Origin of the sequence: Kibdelosporangium philippinense (assembly GCF_021390435.2) — a bacterium.
GTDB classification, from domain to species: domain Bacteria; phylum Actinomycetota; class Actinomycetes; order Mycobacteriales; family Pseudonocardiaceae; genus Kibdelosporangium; species Kibdelosporangium philippinense.
On the sequence record NZ_JAJVCN010000005.1, the window covers coordinates 41026 to 60805 of the forward strand.

16 protein-coding genes are annotated in these 19780 nt (G+C 66.5%); 12 read left to right on the forward strand and 4 right to left on the reverse strand.

Annotation, left to right across the window (positions count from 1 at the left end; genetic code table 11):
- Positions 1 to 74: 74 nt before the first annotated feature.
- The 4 genes from LWC34_RS53315 (at position 75) to LWC34_RS53330 (ending at position 4598) form a co-directional block, all read left to right on the forward strand.
- On the forward strand, positions 75 to 998 hold the full coding sequence (locus LWC34_RS53315) for an ABC transporter ATP-binding protein (protein ID WP_233734268.1): 924 nt from the start codon (positions 75 to 77) through the stop codon (positions 996 to 998).
- Positions 998 to 1777, forward strand: a complete 780-nt coding sequence (locus tag LWC34_RS53320) for an ABC transporter permease (protein WP_233734270.1) — start codon at positions 998 to 1000, stop codon at positions 1775 to 1777. The genes LWC34_RS53315 and LWC34_RS53320 overlap by 1 nt, the downstream gene beginning before the upstream one ends.
- A 2-nt stretch (positions 1778 to 1779) precedes the next feature.
- Complete coding sequence (locus LWC34_RS53325; protein ID WP_233734271.1) at positions 1780 to 2586, forward strand: ABC transporter permease; 807 nt, start codon at positions 1780 to 1782, stop codon at positions 2584 to 2586.
- Between the two features lie 89 nt (positions 2587 to 2675).
- The gene (locus tag LWC34_RS53330; RefSeq protein ID WP_233734272.1) at positions 2676 to 4598 is read left to right on the forward strand and encodes a TIGR03960 family B12-binding radical SAM protein; all 1923 of its coding nucleotides are present in this window, start codon (positions 2676 to 2678) and stop codon (positions 4596 to 4598) included.
- Positions 4599 to 4778: 180 nt separating this feature from the next.
- On the opposite strand, the gene LWC34_RS53335 is transcribed toward LWC34_RS53330, so the two are convergent.
- The gene (locus LWC34_RS53335; RefSeq protein WP_233734273.1) at positions 4779 to 6170 is read right to left on the reverse strand and encodes a S8 family peptidase; all 1392 of its coding nucleotides are present in this window, start codon (positions 6168 to 6170) and stop codon (positions 4779 to 4781) included.
- Between the two features lie 221 nt (positions 6171 to 6391).
- Between LWC34_RS53335 and LWC34_RS53340 the strand changes: the two genes are divergently transcribed.
- The 6 genes from LWC34_RS53340 (at position 6392) to proB (ending at position 13444) form a co-directional block, all read left to right on the forward strand.
- Entirely contained in the window at positions 6392 to 7120 is a 729-nt protein-coding gene (locus LWC34_RS53340) for a TIGR03936 family radical SAM-associated protein (RefSeq protein WP_233734274.1), read from the forward strand.
- A gap of 206 nt (positions 7121 to 7326) precedes the next feature.
- Positions 7327 to 10074: a translation initiation factor IF-2 N-terminal domain-containing protein gene (locus LWC34_RS53345; RefSeq protein WP_233734275.1), complete on the forward strand. Its 2748-nt coding sequence runs from the start codon at positions 7327 to 7329 to the stop codon at positions 10072 to 10074.
- Positions 10075 to 10222: 148 nt separating this feature from the next.
- Positions 10223 to 10537, forward strand: a complete 315-nt coding sequence (gene rplU, locus LWC34_RS53350; RefSeq protein WP_054289454.1) for a 50S ribosomal protein L21 — start codon at positions 10223 to 10225, stop codon at positions 10535 to 10537.
- A gap of 14 nt (positions 10538 to 10551) precedes the next feature.
- Positions 10552 to 10815 (forward strand): 50S ribosomal protein L27, encoded by a 264-nt coding sequence (gene rpmA / locus LWC34_RS53355; RefSeq protein ID WP_233734276.1) that lies wholly within the window; start codon positions 10552 to 10554, stop codon positions 10813 to 10815.
- Positions 10816 to 10889: 74 nt separating this feature from the next.
- Entirely contained in the window at positions 10890 to 12329 is a 1440-nt protein-coding gene (gene obgE, locus LWC34_RS53360; protein WP_233734277.1) for a GTPase ObgE, read from the forward strand.
- On the forward strand, positions 12329 to 13444 hold the full coding sequence (gene proB / locus LWC34_RS53365; protein WP_233735002.1) for a glutamate 5-kinase: 1116 nt from the start codon (positions 12329 to 12331) through the stop codon (positions 13442 to 13444). Before obgE ends, proB begins: the two co-directional genes overlap by 1 nt.
- Here the strand turns inward: proB and LWC34_RS58580 are convergent.
- Positions 13428 to 14054: a TetR/AcrR family transcriptional regulator gene (locus LWC34_RS58580; RefSeq protein WP_233734278.1), complete on the reverse strand. Its 627-nt coding sequence runs from the start codon at positions 14052 to 14054 to the stop codon at positions 13428 to 13430. The two genes, proB and LWC34_RS58580, sit on opposite strands and share 17 nt — an antisense overlap.
- A gap of 91 nt (positions 14055 to 14145) precedes the next feature.
- Here LWC34_RS58580 and LWC34_RS53375 point away from each other — a divergent pair, with 91 nt between their 5' ends.
- A complete protein-coding gene (locus tag LWC34_RS53375; RefSeq protein WP_233734279.1) occupies positions 14146 to 15408 on the forward strand; it encodes an FAD-dependent oxidoreductase in 1263 nt (420 codons plus the stop codon).
- On the opposite strand, the gene LWC34_RS53380 is transcribed toward LWC34_RS53375, so the two are convergent.
- A complete protein-coding gene (locus LWC34_RS53380) occupies positions 15409 to 16689 on the reverse strand; it encodes an MFS transporter (RefSeq protein ID WP_233734280.1) in 1281 nt (426 codons plus the stop codon).
- 129 nt (positions 16690 to 16818) lie between these two features.
- Between LWC34_RS53380 and LWC34_RS53385 the strand changes: the two genes are divergently transcribed.
- Positions 16819 to 17358 (forward strand): hypothetical protein, encoded by a 540-nt coding sequence (locus LWC34_RS53385; protein ID WP_233734282.1) that lies wholly within the window; start codon positions 16819 to 16821, stop codon positions 17356 to 17358.
- 238 nt (positions 17359 to 17596) lie between these two features.
- Here the strand turns inward: LWC34_RS53385 and LWC34_RS53390 are convergent, their stop codons facing one another.
- On the reverse strand, positions 17597 to 19699 hold the full coding sequence (locus tag LWC34_RS53390) for a RecQ family ATP-dependent DNA helicase (protein ID WP_233734283.1): 2103 nt from the start codon (positions 19697 to 19699) through the stop codon (positions 17597 to 17599).
- Positions 19700 to 19780: the final 81 nt, after the last annotated feature.

Here is a 19780-nt window from a genome sequence, read left to right on the forward strand (position 1 = left end):
GAACACCATGGTGGACAGTGCTCGGCCGGGAAAACCATCCGAGGGTTGTCGGTGGGTGCCGTTAAGGTGCCTGAGTGGGTGTTGATCCTCTGGTCAAGGCTGTGGGGCTGACCAAACGGTTCGCGGACTTCGAGGCGGTCGCCGGCATCGACATCGAGGTGCGCAAGGGTGAGGCCTTCGGCTTCCTCGGGCCCAACGGTGCTGGCAAATCGTCCACCATGCGGATGATCGCGTGCGTGTCGCCGCGCTCGGGCGGCACGCTCAGCGTGCTCGGCATGGACCCGGAGGTTGACGGACCGAAGATCCGGGCTCGCCTTGGTGTGGTGCCGCAGCAGGACAACCTCGACAACGAGCTGACCGTGCGGCAGAACCTCCAGGTGTACGGACGGTATTTCGGGTTGTCCCGCAAGCATGTCCGGGAGAAGGCCGACGAACTGCTTGAGTTCGCCCAGCTGTCCGACCGGGCCAACGACGAGGTGGATCCGTTGTCCGGCGGCATGAAACGGCGCCTGACCATCGCGCGGTCGCTGGTCAACGACCCGGACCTGCTCCTGCTCGACGAACCGACCACCGGGTTGGACCCGCAGGCCCGGCATCTGTTGTGGGACAGGCTGTTCCGGCTCAAGCACCAAGGCGTCACGCTGATCGTCACCACGCATTACATGGACGAGGCCGAGCAGCTGTGCGACCGGCTGGTGGTGATGGACAAGGGCACAATCGCCGCGGAGGGCAGCCCAGCCGAGCTGATCGACCGGTACTCGACCAAGGAAGTCCTCGAACTACGCTTCCCGCCCGGCCAGCAGGATCCCGGGCCGGTCGAGGACCTGGGTGAGTGGGTCGAGGTGCTGCCCGACCGCATCCTCGTCTACACGACTGACGGCGAGGCATCGCTGGCCGCCGTGCACAACAGGGGAGTGACGCCGGTGTCCAGCCTGGTCCGGCGCTCCACCTTGGAGGACGTGTTCCTCAAACTCACCGGCCGGACGTTGGTGGACTGATGCTGCATCCGTGGCAGGCCCGGTTGCTGGTGGTCGAGTCCATGTGGATCTGGTATCGCCGCAACTGGCGCGCGACCGTCGTCACGACCGTGCTCAACCCGATCTTTTTCCTGGTGGCGATGGGGTTCGGGTTGGGTTCGCAGATCCAGCCGAGCGGGCTCACCGGCGGGCAGAGCTACGCGGTCTACCTGATGCCCGCGATGCTGGCGGCCGCGGCTATCCAGAACGCGGCGGGCGAGTCGACGTTCCCGATCCTGTCCGGGTTCAAGTGGAGCCGCGTGTATTGGGGGATGGCCGCGACGCCGATCACCCCGGCGCAGGTCGCCACCGGCCAGCTGCTGTGGATCTTCTTCCGGCTGTTGTTCTCCGGGATCGTGTTCGCGATCGTCGGGGCCGCGCTCGGTGTGGTCACCGGGCTTGGGATCGTCCTGTCGCTGGTGTTCGCCGTGTTGGCCGGGATGGCGTTCGCGGCGCCACTGGTCGCGTTCGCCGCGACCGTCCAAGGCGAGGGAACCGCGTTCAACCCGGTGTTCCGGTTCATCGTGCTGCCGATGACTTTGCTGGCCGGGACCTTCTTTCCCGTCTCCGAGCTGCCTGCTGCCGTCCGGCCGGTCGCGTGGATCACGCCCTTGTGGCACGGCACCGAGCTGACTCGCGCCGCGGCGTTCTGGCAGCTCGAGTTCTGGCCGGTCGTTGGGCACGTGGCGTACCTGGCGGCGCTGACGAGCATCGGCGTGCTGCTGGCGGTCCGGAACTTCCGTCGCAGGTTGGGGGTCTAGCGGTGAGTGTCGGGCTGGTGTGGCGCGTTGTACCGCCGGGGTTGTACGCGCGTCGCGCGCGGACGGTCGTGGAGCGGTCGTTCCTGGTCAACCGGCGTGCCTGGATGACCATTTTCTCCGGTTTCTTCGAGTCGTTCTTCTACCTGTTCGCGATGGGTGTCGGTTTCGGCGGTCTAGTTGGTCAGGTCGTCGGGCCTGGCGGGCAACCGATGAGCTACGCGGCGTACGTCGCCCCCGCGCTGTTGGCGGCGTCCGCGATGAACGGCGCCGTGTACGACGCCACCTTCAACCTCTTCTTCAAATTGAAGTACGCCAAGGTGTACGACGGCATGCTGTCCACTCCGCTTGGCCCCTTTGATGTGGCGATCGGTGAGATCTCGTGGGCGTTGATCCGTGGCGGGATCTACGCGACCGGCTTCTTGACCGTCATCTCTGTCCTCGGGTTGGTGTCGTCGCCGTGGACGATCCTTGCCTTGCCGGTCGTGTTGCTCGTGTCGCTGGCGTTCGCTGCGGTTGGTATGGCGTGCACGACGTTCATGCGGTCGTGGCAGGACTTCGACCTCGTCCAGTTGGCGCTGCTGCCGATGTTCCTGTTCTCCGCGACTTTCTATCCGCTCAGCGTCTACCCCGAGGGTCTGCAGTGGATCGTTCGGATCTCGCCGCTGTACCACGCCGTCGAGTTGATGCGCGGGCTCACCGCGGGTGTCATGGAATGGGCGATGCTGGGGCACTTGTCGTACTTCGTGGTGATGGCCATCGTCGGCCTGGCTGTGGCGGGGCGACGACTTGGCAGCCTGCTGCTCAGCTAGCCGAAGGTGTGACCGGGGACACATGTGATCCCGGCTCGGGGGTGAGGGCTTCTGACCGGACCGCCGCAAGGCCGCTACCCTGGTTCGCTGTGAGTGTTGAGTCCGTTTTCCCGAAGCTGGAGTCGCTGCTGCCCAAGGTGGCCAAGCCGGTGCAGTACGTCGGCGGTGAGCTCAACGCGACGGTGAAGGACTGGGATTCCACCACGGTCCGCTGGGCGCTGATGTATCCCGACGCCTACGAGGTCGGCCTGCCCAACCAGGGCGTGATGATCCTCTACGAGATCCTCAACGAGCAGCCGGACGTGCTGGCCGAGCGTACGTACGCGGTCTGGCCGGACCTCGAGAAGCTCATGCGGGAACACGACGTGCCGCAGTTCACCGTCGACGGGCACCGTCCGGTGGGTGCGTTCGACATGCTGGGCGTGAGTTTCGCGACCGAGCTCGGCTACACGAACCTGCTGACCGCGCTGGACCTCGCTGGCATCCCGTTGCGCGCCGAGGACCGCACCGAGGACCACCCGGTGGTGCTCGCGGGCGGGCACTCGGCGTTCAACCCGGAGCCGATGGCTGAGTTCCTCGACGCCGTGGTGCTCGGTGACGGCGAGGAAGCCGTCCTGGACATCACCGAGATCATCCGCACGTGGAAAGCCGAAGGGCGCCCCGGCGGCCGCATCGAGCTGCTGACCAGGATGGCCGAGCGCGGCAACATCTACATCCCGCGGTTCTACGACGTCGACTACACGCCCGAAGGCGAGCTCGCGTACACACGCCCCAACCGCGAACGCGTGCCCGAGCGGGTGTCCAAGCGCACGACGATGGACCTCGACGCGTGGCCGTACCCGAAGCAGCCGCTGGTGCCGCTGGCTGAAAGCGTGCACGAGCGGATGAGCGTGGAGATCTTCCGCGGCTGCACCCGTGGCTGCCGCTTCTGTCAGGCGGGCATGATCACCCGACCGGTCCGTGAGCGCACGATCGAGGGCATCGGTGAGATGGTCAACCGGGGACTGGAGGCGAGCGGCTTCGAGGAAGTCGGCCTGCTGTCGCTGTCCAGCGCTGATCACTCGGAGATCGCGCAGATCACCAAGGGCCTCGCGGACCGGTATGAAGGCACGCAGACCGGCCTGTCACTGCCGAGCACGCGGGTCGACGCGTTCAACGTGGACCTCGCGAACGAGCTGTCCCGCAACGGAAGGCGCTCCGGCCTGACGTTCGCGCCGGAAGGCGGCAGTGAGCGGATCCGGCGCGTGATCAACAAGATGGTGTCCGAAGAGGACCTCATCAGGACGGTGTCGACGGCGTTCGCCAACGGCTGGCGGCAGGTGAAGCTGTACTTCATGTGCGGCCTGCCAACGGAGACCGACGAAGACGTGCTGCAGATCGCCCACATGGCAAAGGAAGTCATCAGGGCGGGCCGTAAAGCCGCTGGGCGCAACGACATCCGGTGCACGATCTCAATCGGCGGGTTCGTCCCCAAGCCGCACACGCCGTTCCAGTGGGCCGCGCAAACCGATCCGGACACAGTGGACAGTCGGCTGCGCAAGCTGCGCGCGGAGATCAACGCGGACCGCGGCCTGGCCCGGAACATCGGAATGCGGTACCACGACGGCAAACCGAGCCTGATCGAAGGCTTGCTGTCGCGCGGCGACCGCAGGGTCGGCAAGGTCATCGAGCACGTCTGGCGCGACGGCGGCCGGTTCGACGGCTGGGGCGAGCACTTCTCGTTCGACCGCTGGGTCTCCGCCGCGCAGGCCGAGTTGGAGCCGCTGGGCGTCAGTCTGGACTGGTTCACCACGCGTGAACGCGGTGAGGCCGAGGTGCTGCCTTGGGACCACTTGGATTCCGGCCTTGACCGGCAGTGGCTGTGGGACGACTGGCAGGACGCGCTGGACGAGCAGGAACTTGACGACTGCCGCTGGACCCCGTGCTTCGACTGCGGTGTCTGCCCGACGATGGGCACCGCGATCGAGGTTGGCCCGACTGGCAAGAAACTCCTGCCGCTGACTCCGGTCTGATCGGACGTGGCTGAGCGGGGCGGATCCAGACCGGGTCCGCCCCGCTCTGTTGTCCGCGGCCGCCTACCCCCGGACATGCGCCATCACAACGACAATTCCCTCCGGGGAACCCCCGATTTTCACGTTACCGCAGGGGGCTGACAGTTTTGGCCGACCGAAGGATCGCCAGCTGGTGACCAGCTAGTTCGTGACCGCAGCCAACGCATCCACCAGACCATGCCCGTAAAACCCGTTGTACGGCGCATAACCCGCGCAATAAGCGTCCTGCGTACCGGTCCCATTGAGGTCATAGTCCGCCGGGCACGGCACGGTCTGCGACTGGTTGTTCAGCATCCGCGTCAAAGCCGCAGGCGAAGCCCCCGGATGACTAGAAGCCAGCAACGCGAGCACGCCCGAAACATGAGGCGCGGCCATGGAAGTACCGCAGTACCGCGCGTAACCACCTGGCACAGTGGAAAGAACGCAACCACGGTCAGGATCTCCCTTACCCCGCAACCGTTCCCCGCCAGGCGCCGTAACGTCAACCACGCCAAGTCCGTAAGCGCTGTAACCAGCCTTGAGCTTGTCCATCCCCACCGAAGACACCGCGAGCACGTCACGCAACCCAGCGGGCATCACGCGGCAACTCGGGTCCGGCGGATCAGCCATATCGACGTTTTCGTTCGTCGCAGCCGCGACGTTCACCACACGCTGCGAGTACGCGTACCTGACCGCGCGCGTCAAGGCTTCCTGGGCGACGCTTTGACCGCCGCCCTTGGTGCACGTGAACAACCACGGGTCGACGAAGAAGCTACTGTTGGTGATGGTCATGTGCTTCTGCGCGGCCCACATGAAGCCGCACACCGCGTACTCCGGGAAGATCCGTCCATCGTCGTCAACCACACGCACCGACGCGAGCCGTACGCCCGGAGCCACGCCGGTAACGCCCTTGCCGTCGTCAGCCGCGGCGATCGTGCCGGCGACGTGTGTGCCGTGAGGTGAGTTTTTGGGCGCCCATGCCGCGGGCGTGGTGTCCGGGCGTCCGGTGAGGCAGCCCGCGGACACCGTTGGGTCGACTGCGGCCTTCAGGTCCGGGTGGGTCGCGTCGATGCCGGAGTCGAGTACGCCGACGACGACGTCACTGTTGCCGGTTGTGATCTCGTGGGCGGCGGGTGCGTTGATCATCGCCATGTCCCACTGCTCGCCCGTGCGGTCCGCCGTCGAGACGTTCGTTGACCGGCGTACTCCGGTGCTTGTCTCTTCCGTCTTGCGCTTGCGGGGCGTCGTGCGTTGGGCGCTGAAGGCGCGGTCGGCGCCCATTTGGTCGGTGAACCTCGGGTCGTTCGATGTGGCGACCGCCACTTCGATCTCCGGGTAGTAGACCGTGGTCACGCCACAGGCATCGGCGATCTCGGACTGCGCCTTGGCCGTGGATGTGCCACGGTCGAACACGACGATGTAGCGCGACGTGTTGCCACTCGACGCGGGTTTGCACCCGTCGTCGGTGGGGTCGGCTGCAGCGGGCAGCGCGCACGTTGTCGTGAGCACTGCCGTGAGCACCGCTGCCGCCCTCACGCGGCGGAGCAGAGGCACGACAACAGACCTCCATCACTGGGTCGGCCGGCTCGGGGGTACCGGCTGTCCACCTTGCGGGACGGTAGCCACGCCGCGTCGGCCAGACAAGTTCAACCGCGTTATTGCGCCTGCCGGTACGGTGCCAGCCGAACGCGGGTGCGCACCAGCCGAGCCGCCACAGACCACCAGAAGGAGTAACGCTGAGCCGTCAAGACCAGCCCAATCCGTCGCCACCTGGGGTGCAGAAGCTCAGGCTGCGTTACGCCAAACGTGGGCGACTGCGTTTCACGTCACATCGCGACATCGCGCGGGCTTTCGAGCGTGCCCTTCGGCGGGCACACGTACCCATGGCGTTCTCACAGGGCTTCAACCCGCATCCGAAGATCTCCTGGATCGGCGCGGCGCCGACCGGCGCGGCCAGCGAGGCCGAGTACGTCGAGATCCAGCTCATCGAGGTGGTCGAGCCGGCGAAACTGCTGGCTGAGCTGGACAAGGCCATGCCGCCCGGCCTCGACCTGCTCGAGGTGGTTCAGGCGGGCAGCGGCTCACTGGCCGACCGGGTCGACGCCAGCCGCTGGCAGATCGAGGTGCCCGGGGTCACGCACGCCGAGCTGGCGGCCGCGGTCGAGGCGTTCATGGCGGTCGAGGTGGCCGAAGTGGAGCGTCTCACCAAGAACGGCATGCGGACAATCAACGTCCGACCTGCGGTTGTACGTGCGCAGACCCGTGAAGTGTCGGCGGGCGGGCAACCATATGGGATACTTGAGGTAGTTGTACGGCAGACGACACCTGCCGTACGGCCGGACGACGTACTGAGCGCGCTCCGTATCGTCGCCGCTCTGGAACCGCCGGTGCCCGCGAAGGCGACCCGGATGGCCCAGGGACGGCTCGACGATGGCGGCGGTATCGCCGACCCGCTGGCCCCCGACCGGGGCCCGGAGCCGTCACGGGACGACGTCCACAGCTGACCTGTGCCACCCGTGGGGTGGCGTGAGGCGAGGATTCCCGCCGTTCGCGCGGCGGAACAGGCAAGACGAACGAACCGGCTCTCGTCAGGGGAAGGCGGCGAAGAGACCGGCACACAACGTCCGCGGCCACGCGCCGCGGACCGAACAGGAGAGGCCCCTGTGCGGCCGCGTCCGAGCATGGACGCGCCCGGGGGCGGAGGAGCTACATGTCGGACACGACAACGCCCGCTGGTGACCAGACGGGCGAGCAGGACCTGATCGACCTGCCGCCGAAGATCAGGGTGCACGCTCTCGCGAAGCTGCTCGGCGCGAGCAGCCGCGAGGTGATGGCGGCACTGGCGGACCTTGATGAGAAGGTCCGCAGCGCGCAGTCCAGCGTCAGCCGTGAGGTGGCGCAGCGGGTGGTCGACGCGCTCGCGCCCCAGGACGAGGACGAGCCCCAGTACGACGAGGCCCAGGTCGACGACGAAGCCCAGGTCGAGGGGGCCGAGCCGGAGCCTGCCGCCGAGGTGAGGGTTCCGCCGAAACCGTTGTTCGCGTCGGCGTCGCCGCTGTTCCTGCCGCCCGAGGCGCAGAAGGCGCGCCCGGTCAAGCCGGAGCCGGTCGAGGAGCCTGAGGCCGCCGAGCCTGAGGAGGCGGAAGACGCCGAGGCCGGGGACGACGAGGACGCCTCGACGCGCCGCCGTCGTCGTCGCGGCCGTCGTGGGCGCGGCCGCGGCAAGGGCGGCCAGGCCGAGGACGCCGCGGACGATCAGGATGAGGAGGAAGCCCCGGCTGCCGCGGTCGAGGAGCCTGAGGCTGCCGAGGGCGAGGCCGAGGACAGCGAGGACGCTGCGGAGGACGGCACGAACCGCCGTCGGCGCCGTCGTCGCCGCCGCAAGGGCTCGGCCGACGACGAGGCCGCCGTCAGCGAGGACGACCCGCCCAACACCGTCGTGCACGTCCGCGAAGCGCGGGAAGAAAAGGCAAAAACGGACAAGCCGGATCGTGACGAGGTTCGCAGTGTGCGTGGCTCCACCCGGCTTGAGGCCAAGCGTCAGCGCCGCAGGGACGGCAGGGAGGCCGGTCGCCGTCGCGCGCCGATCCTGTCCGAGGCTGAGTTCCTCACCCGGCGCGAGTCGGTCGACCGCAAGATGGTCGTGCGTGAGCGGGCCGAGCGCACCCAGATCGGCGTGCTTGAGGACGGCGTGCTCGTCGAGCACTTCGTCACTTCGTCCGGTACTGGCTCGCTTGTCGGAAATGTCTACCTCGGCCGCGTGCAGAACGTGCTGCCGAGCATGGAAGCCGCGTTCGTCGACATCGGCCGTGGCCGCAACGCCGTGCTGTACGCCGGTGAGGTCGACTGGGACGCCGCGGGCCTTGAAGGCAAGGCCCGCCGGATCGAGCAGGCCCTGTCCACTGGCGACAGCGTGCTCGTGCAGGTCACCAAGGACCCGGTCGGGCACAAGGGCGCCCGGCTGACCACCCAGATCAGCCTGCCCGGCCGTTTCCTGGTCTACGTGCCGGGTGGCGGCGCCACCGGGATCAGCCGCAAGTTGCCGGAGAACGAGCGCCGCAGGCTCAAGGACATCCTCAAGCGGATCGTGCCCGAGGACGCCGGTGTGATCATCCGGACCGCCTCCGAGGGCATCAGCGAGGACGAGCTGGCCCGCGACGTGCGCAGGCTGCAGGCGCAGTGGCAGGTCATCAAGGACAAGGCGCACGGCAGCGACGAGGTCAAGAAGGCCAGCGCGCCGACGCTGCTCTACGAAGAGCCGGACCTGCTGGTCAAGGTCGTCCGCGACCTGTTCACCGAGGACTTCTCCGCGCTGGTCGTGCAGGGTGACGACGCGTGGGACACGATCGACGCCTACGTCCGGCACGTCGCGCCGGACCTGCAGGAACGCCTGCAGCGGCACGTCGGCCCGACGGACGTGTTCACCGAGTTCCGGATCGACGAGCAGCTGCTCAAGGCGCTTGACCGCAAGGTGTGGCTGCCGTCCGGCGGCTACCTGGTCATCGACCGCACCGAGGCGATGACCGTGATCGACGTGAACACCGGCAAGTTCACCGGATCGGGTGGCAACCTCGAGGAGACGGTCACCCGCAACAACCTGGAGTCGGCCGAGGAGATCGTCCGCCAGCTGCGGCTGCGCGACATCGGCGGGATCATCGTGATCGACTTCATCGACATGGTCCTGGAATCCAACCGGGATCTGGTGCTGCGCAGGCTGACCGAGTGCCTTGGCCGTGACCGCACCCGTCACCAGGTCGCCGAGGTCACCTCGCTGGGTCTTGTGCAGATGACACGCAAGCGCGTCGGCACCGGGCTGCTCGAGGCCTTCAGCACCACCTGTGAGCACTGCCGCGGCCGTGGCGTGATCGTCTCGACCGAGCCGATCCTGAAGGCGAACGGCTCCGCTGGCGCAAATGGTGGTGCCAACGGCGGCCACCAGCACCAGAATCAGGCGCCGAAGTCGGGCAAGCCCGCGGAGGAGAAGTCCACCGAGCGCACACGTGAGCGCCCGACCCGCGCCGAGCGCCGGGCCAAGGCCGAGCGTGCCCGTGCCGAGGCCGCTGAGGCGGCGGAGGCTGCCGAAGCCGCTGAGTCCGCCGAGACGCACGCTGAGGTTGCCGCTGAAGTCGCTGCCGACGCTGCCGCGGAAGCGGTCGAGGCCGCTCAGGACGCCGCGGTCGAGGCAGACAAGGTGGCTGCCGAAGTTGAGACGGCTGCCGATGAGCCTGTCGAAGCAGCGCCTGAGGGAGCTGTGGCTGAGGAGCCGGTGCAAGAGACGGCTCCGGAGCCTGTGGTGGAGCACGCGGCAGGCACCAACGGGCACGTCCCGGCTGCGTCTTCCGAGGTGCCGCAGGGCGTGGACGACGACTTGGTGCTCGCGCCACCGCCACGGCGGCAGCGCAGGCGCTCGGCCTCCCGACCGGCTGGACCGCCGGTCAACGCGGTCCAGGAGCAGTAAGCAAGGCCCCCGCTAGGGGCCGCAGAAGCATGTTGTAACCTAGTACGTGGCCCGCCTTCCAGCGGGTCACGTCGTGTGCAGCCCGATCCTGCAGATCAGGGCGCGCGTGGCCCAACCATCATCAACGAGTAGCAAGCAGGAGACTTCCGTGTCCGCGTACGCGATCGTCAAGACCGGCGGCAAGCAGTACAAGGTCGCCGTGGGCGACGTCGTCGAGGTCGAGAAGCTCGAGGGCGAGCCGGGCACCGAGCTCAGCTTCCCGGCAGTGCTCGTTGTCGATGGCACCGACGTCACCACCGATGCCGACGCGCTGGCCAAGGTTTCGGTGACCGGCAAGGTCGTGGCTCAGACCAAGGGCCCCAAGATCCGCATCCACAAGTTCAAGAACAAGACCGGATACCACAAGCGCCAGGGTCACCGTCAGAAGCTGACCCGCGTCGAGGTCACCGGCATCACCAAGTAAGGACCTGACCAGCCATGGCACACAAAAAGGGCGCATCAAGCTCCCGCAACGGCCGTGACTCCAACCCGCAGTACCTTGGAGTCAAGCGGTTCGGCGGCCAGGTGGTGAAGGCCGGTGAGATCCTGATCCGCCAGCGCGGCACCAAGTTCCACCCCGGTGTGAACGTCGGCCGCGGCAAGGACGACACGCTGTTCGCGCTGGCCGCCGGTGCGGTCGAGTTCGGTGCGAAGCGCGGCCGCAAGACCGTGAACATCGTTCCGGTCGAGGCTTCGGCCTAAGACACCTAGCATTTCCAGGGGCGGGCCTGCTGTAGGGCCCGCCCCTTGGTGCGTTTCTAGAGAGGAAAGCCGCTGTGTCCCGATTCGTCGACCGTGTGGTGATCCACGTCGCCGCCGGTGACGGCGGTAACGGCGTTGCCTCCGTGCACCGCGAGAAGTACAAGCCCCTCGGCGGCCCCGACGGCGGTAACGGCGGCAACGGTGGCGACGTCATACTCGTTGTCGACTCCGGTGTGCACACGCTGCTCGACTTCCACTTCCGGACGCACGCCAGCGGCGGCAACGGCAAACCGGGGCAGGGCGCGAACCGCGACGGCGCCAACGGCGCGCCGCTCGAGTTGAAGGTTCCGGACGGCACGGTCGTGATGACCGAGGACGGCGAAGTGCTCGCCGACCTGGTCGGCGTTGGGACACAGTTCGTGGCTGCCTCGGGTGGCCGTGGCGGGCTCGGCAACGCCGCTCTCGCGTCCAAGGCTCGTAAGGCCCCTGGGTTCGCCCTGCTCGGCGAGCCGGGGGAGCGGCGCGACCTTGTGCTCGAGCTGCGCTCGGTGGCGGACGTTGGCCTCGTGGGTTTTCCGTCAGCGGGCAAGTCGTCGCTGATCGCCGTTCTGTCCGCGGCGCGGCCGAAGATCGCCGACTACCCGTTCACCACGCTCGTGCCGAACCTCGGCGTGATCACCAGCGGCGACCACGTCTTCACCATGGCCGACGTGCCCGGCCTGATCCCTGGCGCCAGCCAGGGCAAGGGCCTCGGCCTGGACTTCCTGCGGCACATCGAGCGGTGCGCGGTGCTCGTGCACGTCGTGGACTGCGCGACGTACGAACCCGACCGTGATCCGGTATCCGATGTGGACGCGCTGGAGAACGAACTGGCGCTGTACACCCCGGCTCTTGGCGGGGATCTGGCGGAGCGGCCACGGGTCGTGGTGCTGAACAAGATCGACATCCCGGACGCGCGCGACCTCGCCGAGATGGTCAAGCCGGACTTCGAGCAGCGCGGCTGGCCGGTGTTCGAGGTGTCCACCGCCACCCGGGAAGGCTTGCGGGAGCTGGCTTTCGCGCTGGCCGAGGTGGTCGACCAGTACCGTGCCGCGCAGCCCGTCGCCGAGGTCACCCGGGTCGTGCTGCGGCCGAAAGCCGTGGACGACAAGGGTTTCGAGATCATTCCGGACCCGGAGGACGACACGGGCTTCATCGTCACCGGCGAACGCCCGGAGCGGTGGGTCCTGCAGACGGACTTCAACAACGACGAAGCCGTCGGATACCTCGCCGACCGCCTCAACAGGCTCGGCGTCGAGGACGCGTTGGCGGCCAAGGGCGCACAGCCCGGTTGTGCCGTCACGATCGGGTCATGGACCTTTGACTGGGAGCCAACGACTCCTGGTGTCGCTGCCGTGCTGACCGGGCGCGGTACCGACGTGCGGCTCGAACCCAACGAGCGCGTGGGTGCAGCGGAACGCAAGATGGCCAGGCGGTTGCGCCGCGGCCTGCCGGTTGAGGATGAGGACGAGTGATTTCGCCGACGCGCAAGGCACTGGTCGAAGCGAGCCGGATCGTCGTCAAAGTCGGTTCGTCCTCGCTGACCACAGCGGAAGGCGGCCTGGATCCTGCGCGTCTCGACTACTTGGTCGACGCGCTGGCCGCCCGCCGCGCAACCGGCAGCCAGGTCGTATTGGTTTCGTCGGGTGCCATCGCGGCTGGCCTCGCACCGCTAGGAATCCCGCGGCGCCCGCGTGACCTCGCGACGCAGCAGGCCGCCGCGTCGGTCGGCCAGTTAGCGCTCGCGCACGCGTACGCGTCGTCGTTCGCGCGCTATTCGTTGACAGTCGGTCAAGTTCTGCTCACGGCCGACGACGTTGTGCGGCGTTCGCACTACCGCAACGCGCAGCGCACGTTCTCCAAACTGCTCGCGCTGGACACGGTTCCGGTCGTGAACGAGAACGACACCGTTGCCACCGAGGAAATCCGCTTCGGCGACAACGATCGCCTCGCCGCACTGGTGGCTCATCTGATCGGTGCCGACGCGCTCTTCCTGTTGTCTGATGTAGACGCCTTGTACGACGGCGACCCGCGGAAGGTCGCCGCTCGGCGGATCGACGAGGTCGCCGGTGACTCCGATGTGGACGGCGTGAAAGCCGGAACCCAAGGGGAATCCGGCCTCGGTACCGGCGGCATGGCGACCAAGCTCGCTGCAGCTCGTCTTGCCTCGTCCTCAGGTATTCCTGTTCTGCTCGCCGCCGCGACTGACGTACCGCAAGCGCTGACCACGGCCGAAGTGGGGACGGCGTTCGCGGCCACCGGTACGAGGCTGTCGGCGCGACGGTTCTGGCTTGGGCACGCCGCCGGTGCGGCTGGCCGTCTGTGGCTGGACGACGGTGCCGTGGCCGCAGTTGTTCACCGCCGCCGTTCTTTGCTCAGCGCGGGCATCACGGCCGTTGACGGCGAGTTCGACGCGGGTGATGTCGTCGAACTCGTCAACTTGTCCGGCGACGTGGTCGCGCGGGGCGTCGTCGCCTTCGACGCCGTCGAACTGCCCGCGCTGATCGGTCACTCCAGCCACGAACTGCCCGCCGAGCAACGCCGCGAAGTTGTGCACGCCGACGACCTGGTGCCTATTCGGTCGTTCTGAGTCTTGTCAGATGGCCCACGAGCTTCGCGAGTTCATCCGCGTACTTCTCGATGAACTTGGTTGAGGCCTCGTCCTCGCCGGTGATCGTGCGGACCAACAACGGCACCGTCAGGCTCGCGCTCGCCGCGTTGATCAGCGCGAGCAGCAGGTATGCGGGGTCCAGGTCGCCAGGGATCTCGCCGCGCTGCTGGCGTTCGCGCATCTGCTCGACTTGGCCGCGCATGAACTCGGCTTCCTGAACCGAGCCTGGGTTCTCGCCCGACATGTTCGCCCAGACCATCACCCGGCCCCAGTCGCGGTCTTCCGCGGTGTTGAGCGTGAACTGACGGATGACGTCGGTCAACGGCTGGTCCGTCGAGGACATCTGGCTGCCTGTCTGCTGCCACTGAACGGCCAGTTCCTGATAGAGGCCTTCCTTGCCGCCGAAGTAGTACGAGATCAGCTGTTTGTTCACGCCCGCGCGGTCGGCGATGTCGCTGACTCGCGCCGCGGCGAACCCTTTCGCGCCGAACTCGATTTTGGCCGCGTCGAGGATCTTGCGCTTCGTCCGCTCCGGGTCGCGCTGTTTCTCGGCTGGGGCACGCCGTGGGCGCCGAGGGGTCTCTGACACGCGATCAGAGTAACGGATGACTCAATCATCTTAAGAGTTGACACAATCATCCATTGGGTTGATTATGGGTGCGTCGACCTGAGGAGGAGATATGAAGGTGCTGGTTGCCGGTGGTGGGACCGGCGGGCTGTGCTTGGCGCAAGGACTGCGCCAGGCGGGCGTGGACGTGCAGGTGTACGAGCGAAGTCGCACCAGGATCGAGCGCCTGCAGGGCTATCGCGTCCACATCAACCCGCACGGTTCCGCGGCCTTGCACGAATGCTTGCCGCCTGACTTATGGCAGCGATTCGTTGAGACATGCGGGAAGTCGGGTGACTACCGGTTCCTGACCGAGCAGTTGACGGAGTTGCTGCTGATCGAGGACTCGTTGACCTCCGGCCCGGACGCGGCGTCAGCGCATCATTCGGCCAGCCGGATCACGCTGCACCAAGTGCTGTCCGCCGGGCTTGCGGACGTACTGCACTACGACAAGGAATTCGTGCGCTACGAACAGAACCCGGACGGCACGGTGACCTGTCACTTTGCCGACGGCACGACAGCGACAGGCGATGTCCTGATCGGCGCGGACGGTGGAAACTCCCGCGTGCGTAGGCAATATCTGCCGCATGCGGAGCGGATCGATACCGGGATCACCGCGATCGCAGGCAAACTACCGCTGACCGACGAGGCTCGTCGGTCGCTGCTGCCACGACTGGTCGAAGGCCCGAACACGATCATGCCGCCCAAAGGGTGCTGCATGTTCGTAGCGCCGCACGAGCTCGGCGGGGGAGTGAACGACGAAACGTTCGCGCACAACGAGGTCCTGTTCGACAACACACAGAGCTATGTGATGTGGGCGTTCGCGGCCAACTCCGGCCGGTTCCCGCCAGGAGTGTCCTCGATGGATGGTGACGGGTTGCGTGACATGGTCAGCGGGTTGATTGCGGACTGGCATCCGGGTCTGCGGGCCTTGGTGGCCGACTCGCCGGGTGAGGCCGTGTCGCTGTTGCCGATCCGGACTTCCGTGCCGCCGAAACAGTGGGCCACGACGAACGTCACGCTGATGGGCGACGCGATCCACAGCATGACGCCATTCGGGGGTATCGGTGCGAACACCGCGTTGCGTGACGCACAGTTGTTGTACCGCAACCTGGTTGAGGTGGCAGAAGGCAAGCGGTCCGTGCTGGACGCGATCGGTGACTATGAGCAGCAGATGCTCGTGTACGGATTCAAAGCCGTCCGCTTCTCACTGCGGAACGCTCACCAGTCAGTGTCCGAAGCCAAGACCGGTCGCGTGATGTTCAAGACCGTACTTCGGATGTGCTCGGTGCTCCCGCCGCTGAAGCGTGCGATGTTCGGCACGCACGGCGAGTAGCTACTTCAGGTCCATGCCCTTGGTTTCAGGCAACGTGCGGATGACGAAGAACGCGATGACCGCGCCCGCCGCGACGTACCAGAAGAAGATGTAGGACACGCCCGCCTCCGACAAGGCGGTGTTCACCAACGGCGCCGTGCCGCCGAAGGTCGCGACCGTGAGGTTGTACCAGGCCCCGATACCGAGCGCCCGCACCTCGGTCGGGAACAGCTCGCTCATGATCGCCGGTGCGATCGACGTCACCGCCGTGTACAAGCCAAGGCCGACGCAGAACACCACGATCAGATTGCCGATACTCGGTGTGATCAAAGTAGACAGTGGCACGATCAGGATGGCTGTCGCCGAAGCCCACCCCAGCATTTGTGGTTTGCGGCCGTAGCGATCCGACAGCACACCCATGGGATATTGCAGGGCGATGAACAACGCCGTGCCGATCGACAACGCCAAGAAGACGTCGTCAGCCGACGCCTTCTTGGCGTTGATCGCGAACGGCGTCAGGGTGCTGAAGAACGTGTAGTAGCAGAGCGTGGACAGCATCGTGATGCCGATGAGCTGGCCAACCGCCTTCGGGTGGTCCTTCAACGTCACCAGCAACGGGTTCTTGACGTGCCGGGCTTTGTCCTTGCTCTTCTCGAAGTGCTCGGTCTCGTCGATTGTGCGCCGCAACCACAACCCCACGATGCCCAGTACACCGCCGATGATGAACGGGATCCGCCACCCGTAACTGGCCATGTCCTGCTTGTCGAGGATCCGAACCAGGAAGTACCCGAGCAGCGACGCGATCAACACCGCGCCACCGGTGGAGATGTAGAAGAACGCGGAGTAGCGGCCACGCCGAGCCGAAGGCGCGATCTCGCCAAGGTAAGCCGAGGCGTTCGACACCTCACCACCCAACGAGATGCCCTGGGCGATCCGCGCGAGTAGCAACAGAATCGGCGCCAGCCAACCCACCGCCGCGAACGTCGGCAGCACACCGATCGCCAGCGATCCACCAGCCATCAGCACGATGGTCAGGATCATCGCGGGTTTACGCCCGCGCACATCCGCGAACCGCCCAAGCAGGAACCCACCAAGCGGCCGGAAGAAGAACGCCAGCGCATACGTGGCGAACGTCGTGATCAGCGCCTTGCTGTCCGGTGCGAACAGCGCACTCGCGATGTACGTGCTGAACGTCGCGTAGACAGTCCAGTCGTACCACTCAATGGCGTTTCCGATCGACGCCGCGACGAGCTTGCGAACCGGCAACTTGTGCCCAACCGGCTGTGCCACCTGCTCCGACATGCGATGGACCTAACCACACGAAACGCATGATTAGTAGATCTCCAACAGTATTGACGGTCCGTGTCCAGCTACCGGGAGTGATCACAAAACCTCGTGACACGCCCTTGCGGCGCCGTCCACCATGTGCCCATGAGTTCGGAAGCCGCGTTGTCAGCGATGCGTGACGCCGTTGCCCTATGGCAAGCAGGCGGAGCAAACGCGGCCGGAATCATCCACGCCGCCTGCGATCTGTTGGTCGCAGGCGTGGACGGACCCGCGGTGGGCATGCTCGCCGCGGTCTCGATCAAGTCGGTTCGCGTCGACAGCTACGAGATCGAGGAGTTGCTCGAATCGGTCATGTCCGAACTGGACCTGCCCTACCACCCACGGGAAACAGCGGCCGCGCAGGAATCGGCATTGCGGATCATGGCAACCCGGACCCTGGAAGGTCTGATGTCACCCCGAGACCTGACCACGTGGGCCCACATGACCTTCGGGCACGAAGGTATTGAGCTCGCGCAAGAACTGGTCGCCCTTGACGATTACTACCACTTCAGAGTCGAGTACACAGGTACGTCGGCTGAGAGTTCGAAGTCGAGGTGCTCACCGAAGCCCGACGCATCACGTCTCTTTGTTGATGAGATCCCAAGGCTGCACGGCGGTGGCCAGCGTGAGCGGGCAGCCGCGTAGGCCTCGGTTTGTTGTCAGCGCAAACGGCGGCAGCGCGTACACGGCAGTACCGCCCAGGCCAAGGTTGCGCTGGCCATGGCGAACGCCATCGCGGCGTGGGCCTTGGTTCCTCTTGTCGGTGTGAACCGCGGCTTTGCCTTGCGTTGGGCGCTGTTGCTAGCTCGAACCACAGCCCGCCTAGCCCTGGACACTGCCGCCATCTCGAACGGCAACCCAGCCTGTCCTTCGTTCCTCGTCCCTACGTCGTTGTCGCAAGCGCGAACGGCAGAACTGGCCCAGAACCCGCGTCGGACAACAACTTCGCTGCGACCGCCATCGTCCACCCGCTGTCGATCTGGTCGTCCACCAGCAGTACAGGTCCACCGACCCGGCGGACTCCCTCGGCCAGCGAAGCAGGAACCTGCATCGCCTGCCAGAGACCGGCCAGTCGTTGGGCACTGTTGCCCCGGCGGTCAGCACCGGCGGCGATCTCCACCTCGCCGAGGAACTCCAGCCGTCCGATCGAGGCCAGCCGCTCACCCACGCTGCGGATGAGTTTCGGCCGCCTGCTTGACGAAATGGTCGCCACAGCAACCGGTCGGCTGTCCCACTTCCAGTTCGCCAGCACCTTCACGCACGCGTCGAACATGTCGTCCGGAACCGGACCGTCGGGAGCGTCCGCTGCCAGCATCGCTCGCAGCCGATTACCCCAGCCGATGTCGGTCAACCGGCCAACCGCCCGCCCCGGCGCGGCCTGCTCCTCCTTCGCGATCTTGCCCGACAAGGGAACGCCGAGCGCCTTCATCCCCGGCGGCCATTGCCGTCGTGGCATCACCTCCACTCCCGGGCGACGCAGCCGATCCCGCGCTTCGGCCGCGCCACTCTGGGAAACCGTTGTGTCCCAAACATGTCCTGTGCAGTTGTCACACCGGCCGCACGCGGTCGCGTGTGGATCGTCCAGTTGCCGGAGCAGGAACTCCATCCGGCAGCCTGCCGTGGCTTGGTAGTCGAGCATCGCCTGCTGCTCGGCCACCCTTGCCTCGGCCACGTGCGCATAGCGCTCCGCGTCGTACGTCCAGTCGCTGTCGAGAAGCACCCAGCCGCCGCGCTCCCGACGTACGACACCGTCCACATCGAGCACTTTGAGCACAACCTCGAGCCGCGAGCGGGACAGGTCCACGCGCGGTTCCAAGGCTGGCAACGACATCGGCCCGTCCGCGGTCCCCAACGCGTCGAGCACCTGCCGCACCACCGCCTCCGGTGGGAAAGCCAGCGAGGCGAAGTACGCCCAGATGTCCCTGTCCTCCGCCCCTGGCAATAGGAGTACCTCGGCCTTGTCCACCCCACGGCCCGCCCGGCCGATCTGCTGGTAGTACGCGATCGGCGACTGCGGTGCCCCCAAATGCACCACAAACCCAAGGTCCGGCTTGTCGAAGCCCATCCCGAGCGCGGACGTCGCCACCAACGCCTTCACCCGGTTGGCCAGCAGGTCTTCCTCAGCCCGCAACCGTTCGGCTTGTTCGGTTTTCCCCGAGTACGCCCTAGCTTCGAGTCCCCGCTCGCGCAAGAAGGACGCCACTTCCTCGGCCGCCGCGACAGTCAATGTGTAGATGATCCCTGAGCCGGGCAACTTTGGGATCTGTTCGCCCAACCATGCCAGTCGCGTCGCGGCGTCCGGCAGTCTCACCACTGCCAATCTTAGACTCTCTCGGTCCAGGGCGCCACGTAGAACCAGAGTATCCTTTGTGGAGGGTCCAAGTCCCAGCTGCTGGGCCACATCCCGCACGACACGGTCGTTCGCGGTCGCTGTGGTCGCCAGTACCGGAACACCCGCGGGCAGCTCGGTCAGCAACGTGCGCAGCCGCCGGTAGTCCGGCCGGAAGTCGTGGCCCCAGTCCGAAATGCAGTGTGCTTCGTCCACAACAAGCATTCCCGCCGAAGCCGTCAGCGAAGGCAGCACATTGTCGCGGAAGTCCGGGTTGTTCAACCGTTCCGGGCTCACCAGCAACACGTCCACGGAGCCCGCGTTCACCGAGTCCTGGACCTCGTGCCATTGGTCCGAGTTGGACGAGTTGATCGTCGCCGCGTGCACGCCCGCACGCGCGGCGGCCTCGACTTGGTTACGCATCAACGCCAACAGTGGTGAGACAATCACCGTCGGCCCCGCGCCGCGCGCCCGCAGCAACGCGGTGGCCACAAAGTAGACAGCCGACTTTCCCCAACCCGTACGCTGCACGACGAGCGCACGTCTGCGCCCAGCCACGAGTGCCTCGATCGCGGTCCACTGGTCGTCTCGCAGCCGAGCGTCGTCGCCGGCGAGCGCGCGGAGATGGCGCTCGGCGTCTTCGCGTAGTTCGTTCACTGTTCCACCTCTACCGTATGTGCGGCGAGTGCACCGTATTACGCCACGACAAGTCCGTGCGAACGGACCGTTCGTACGATG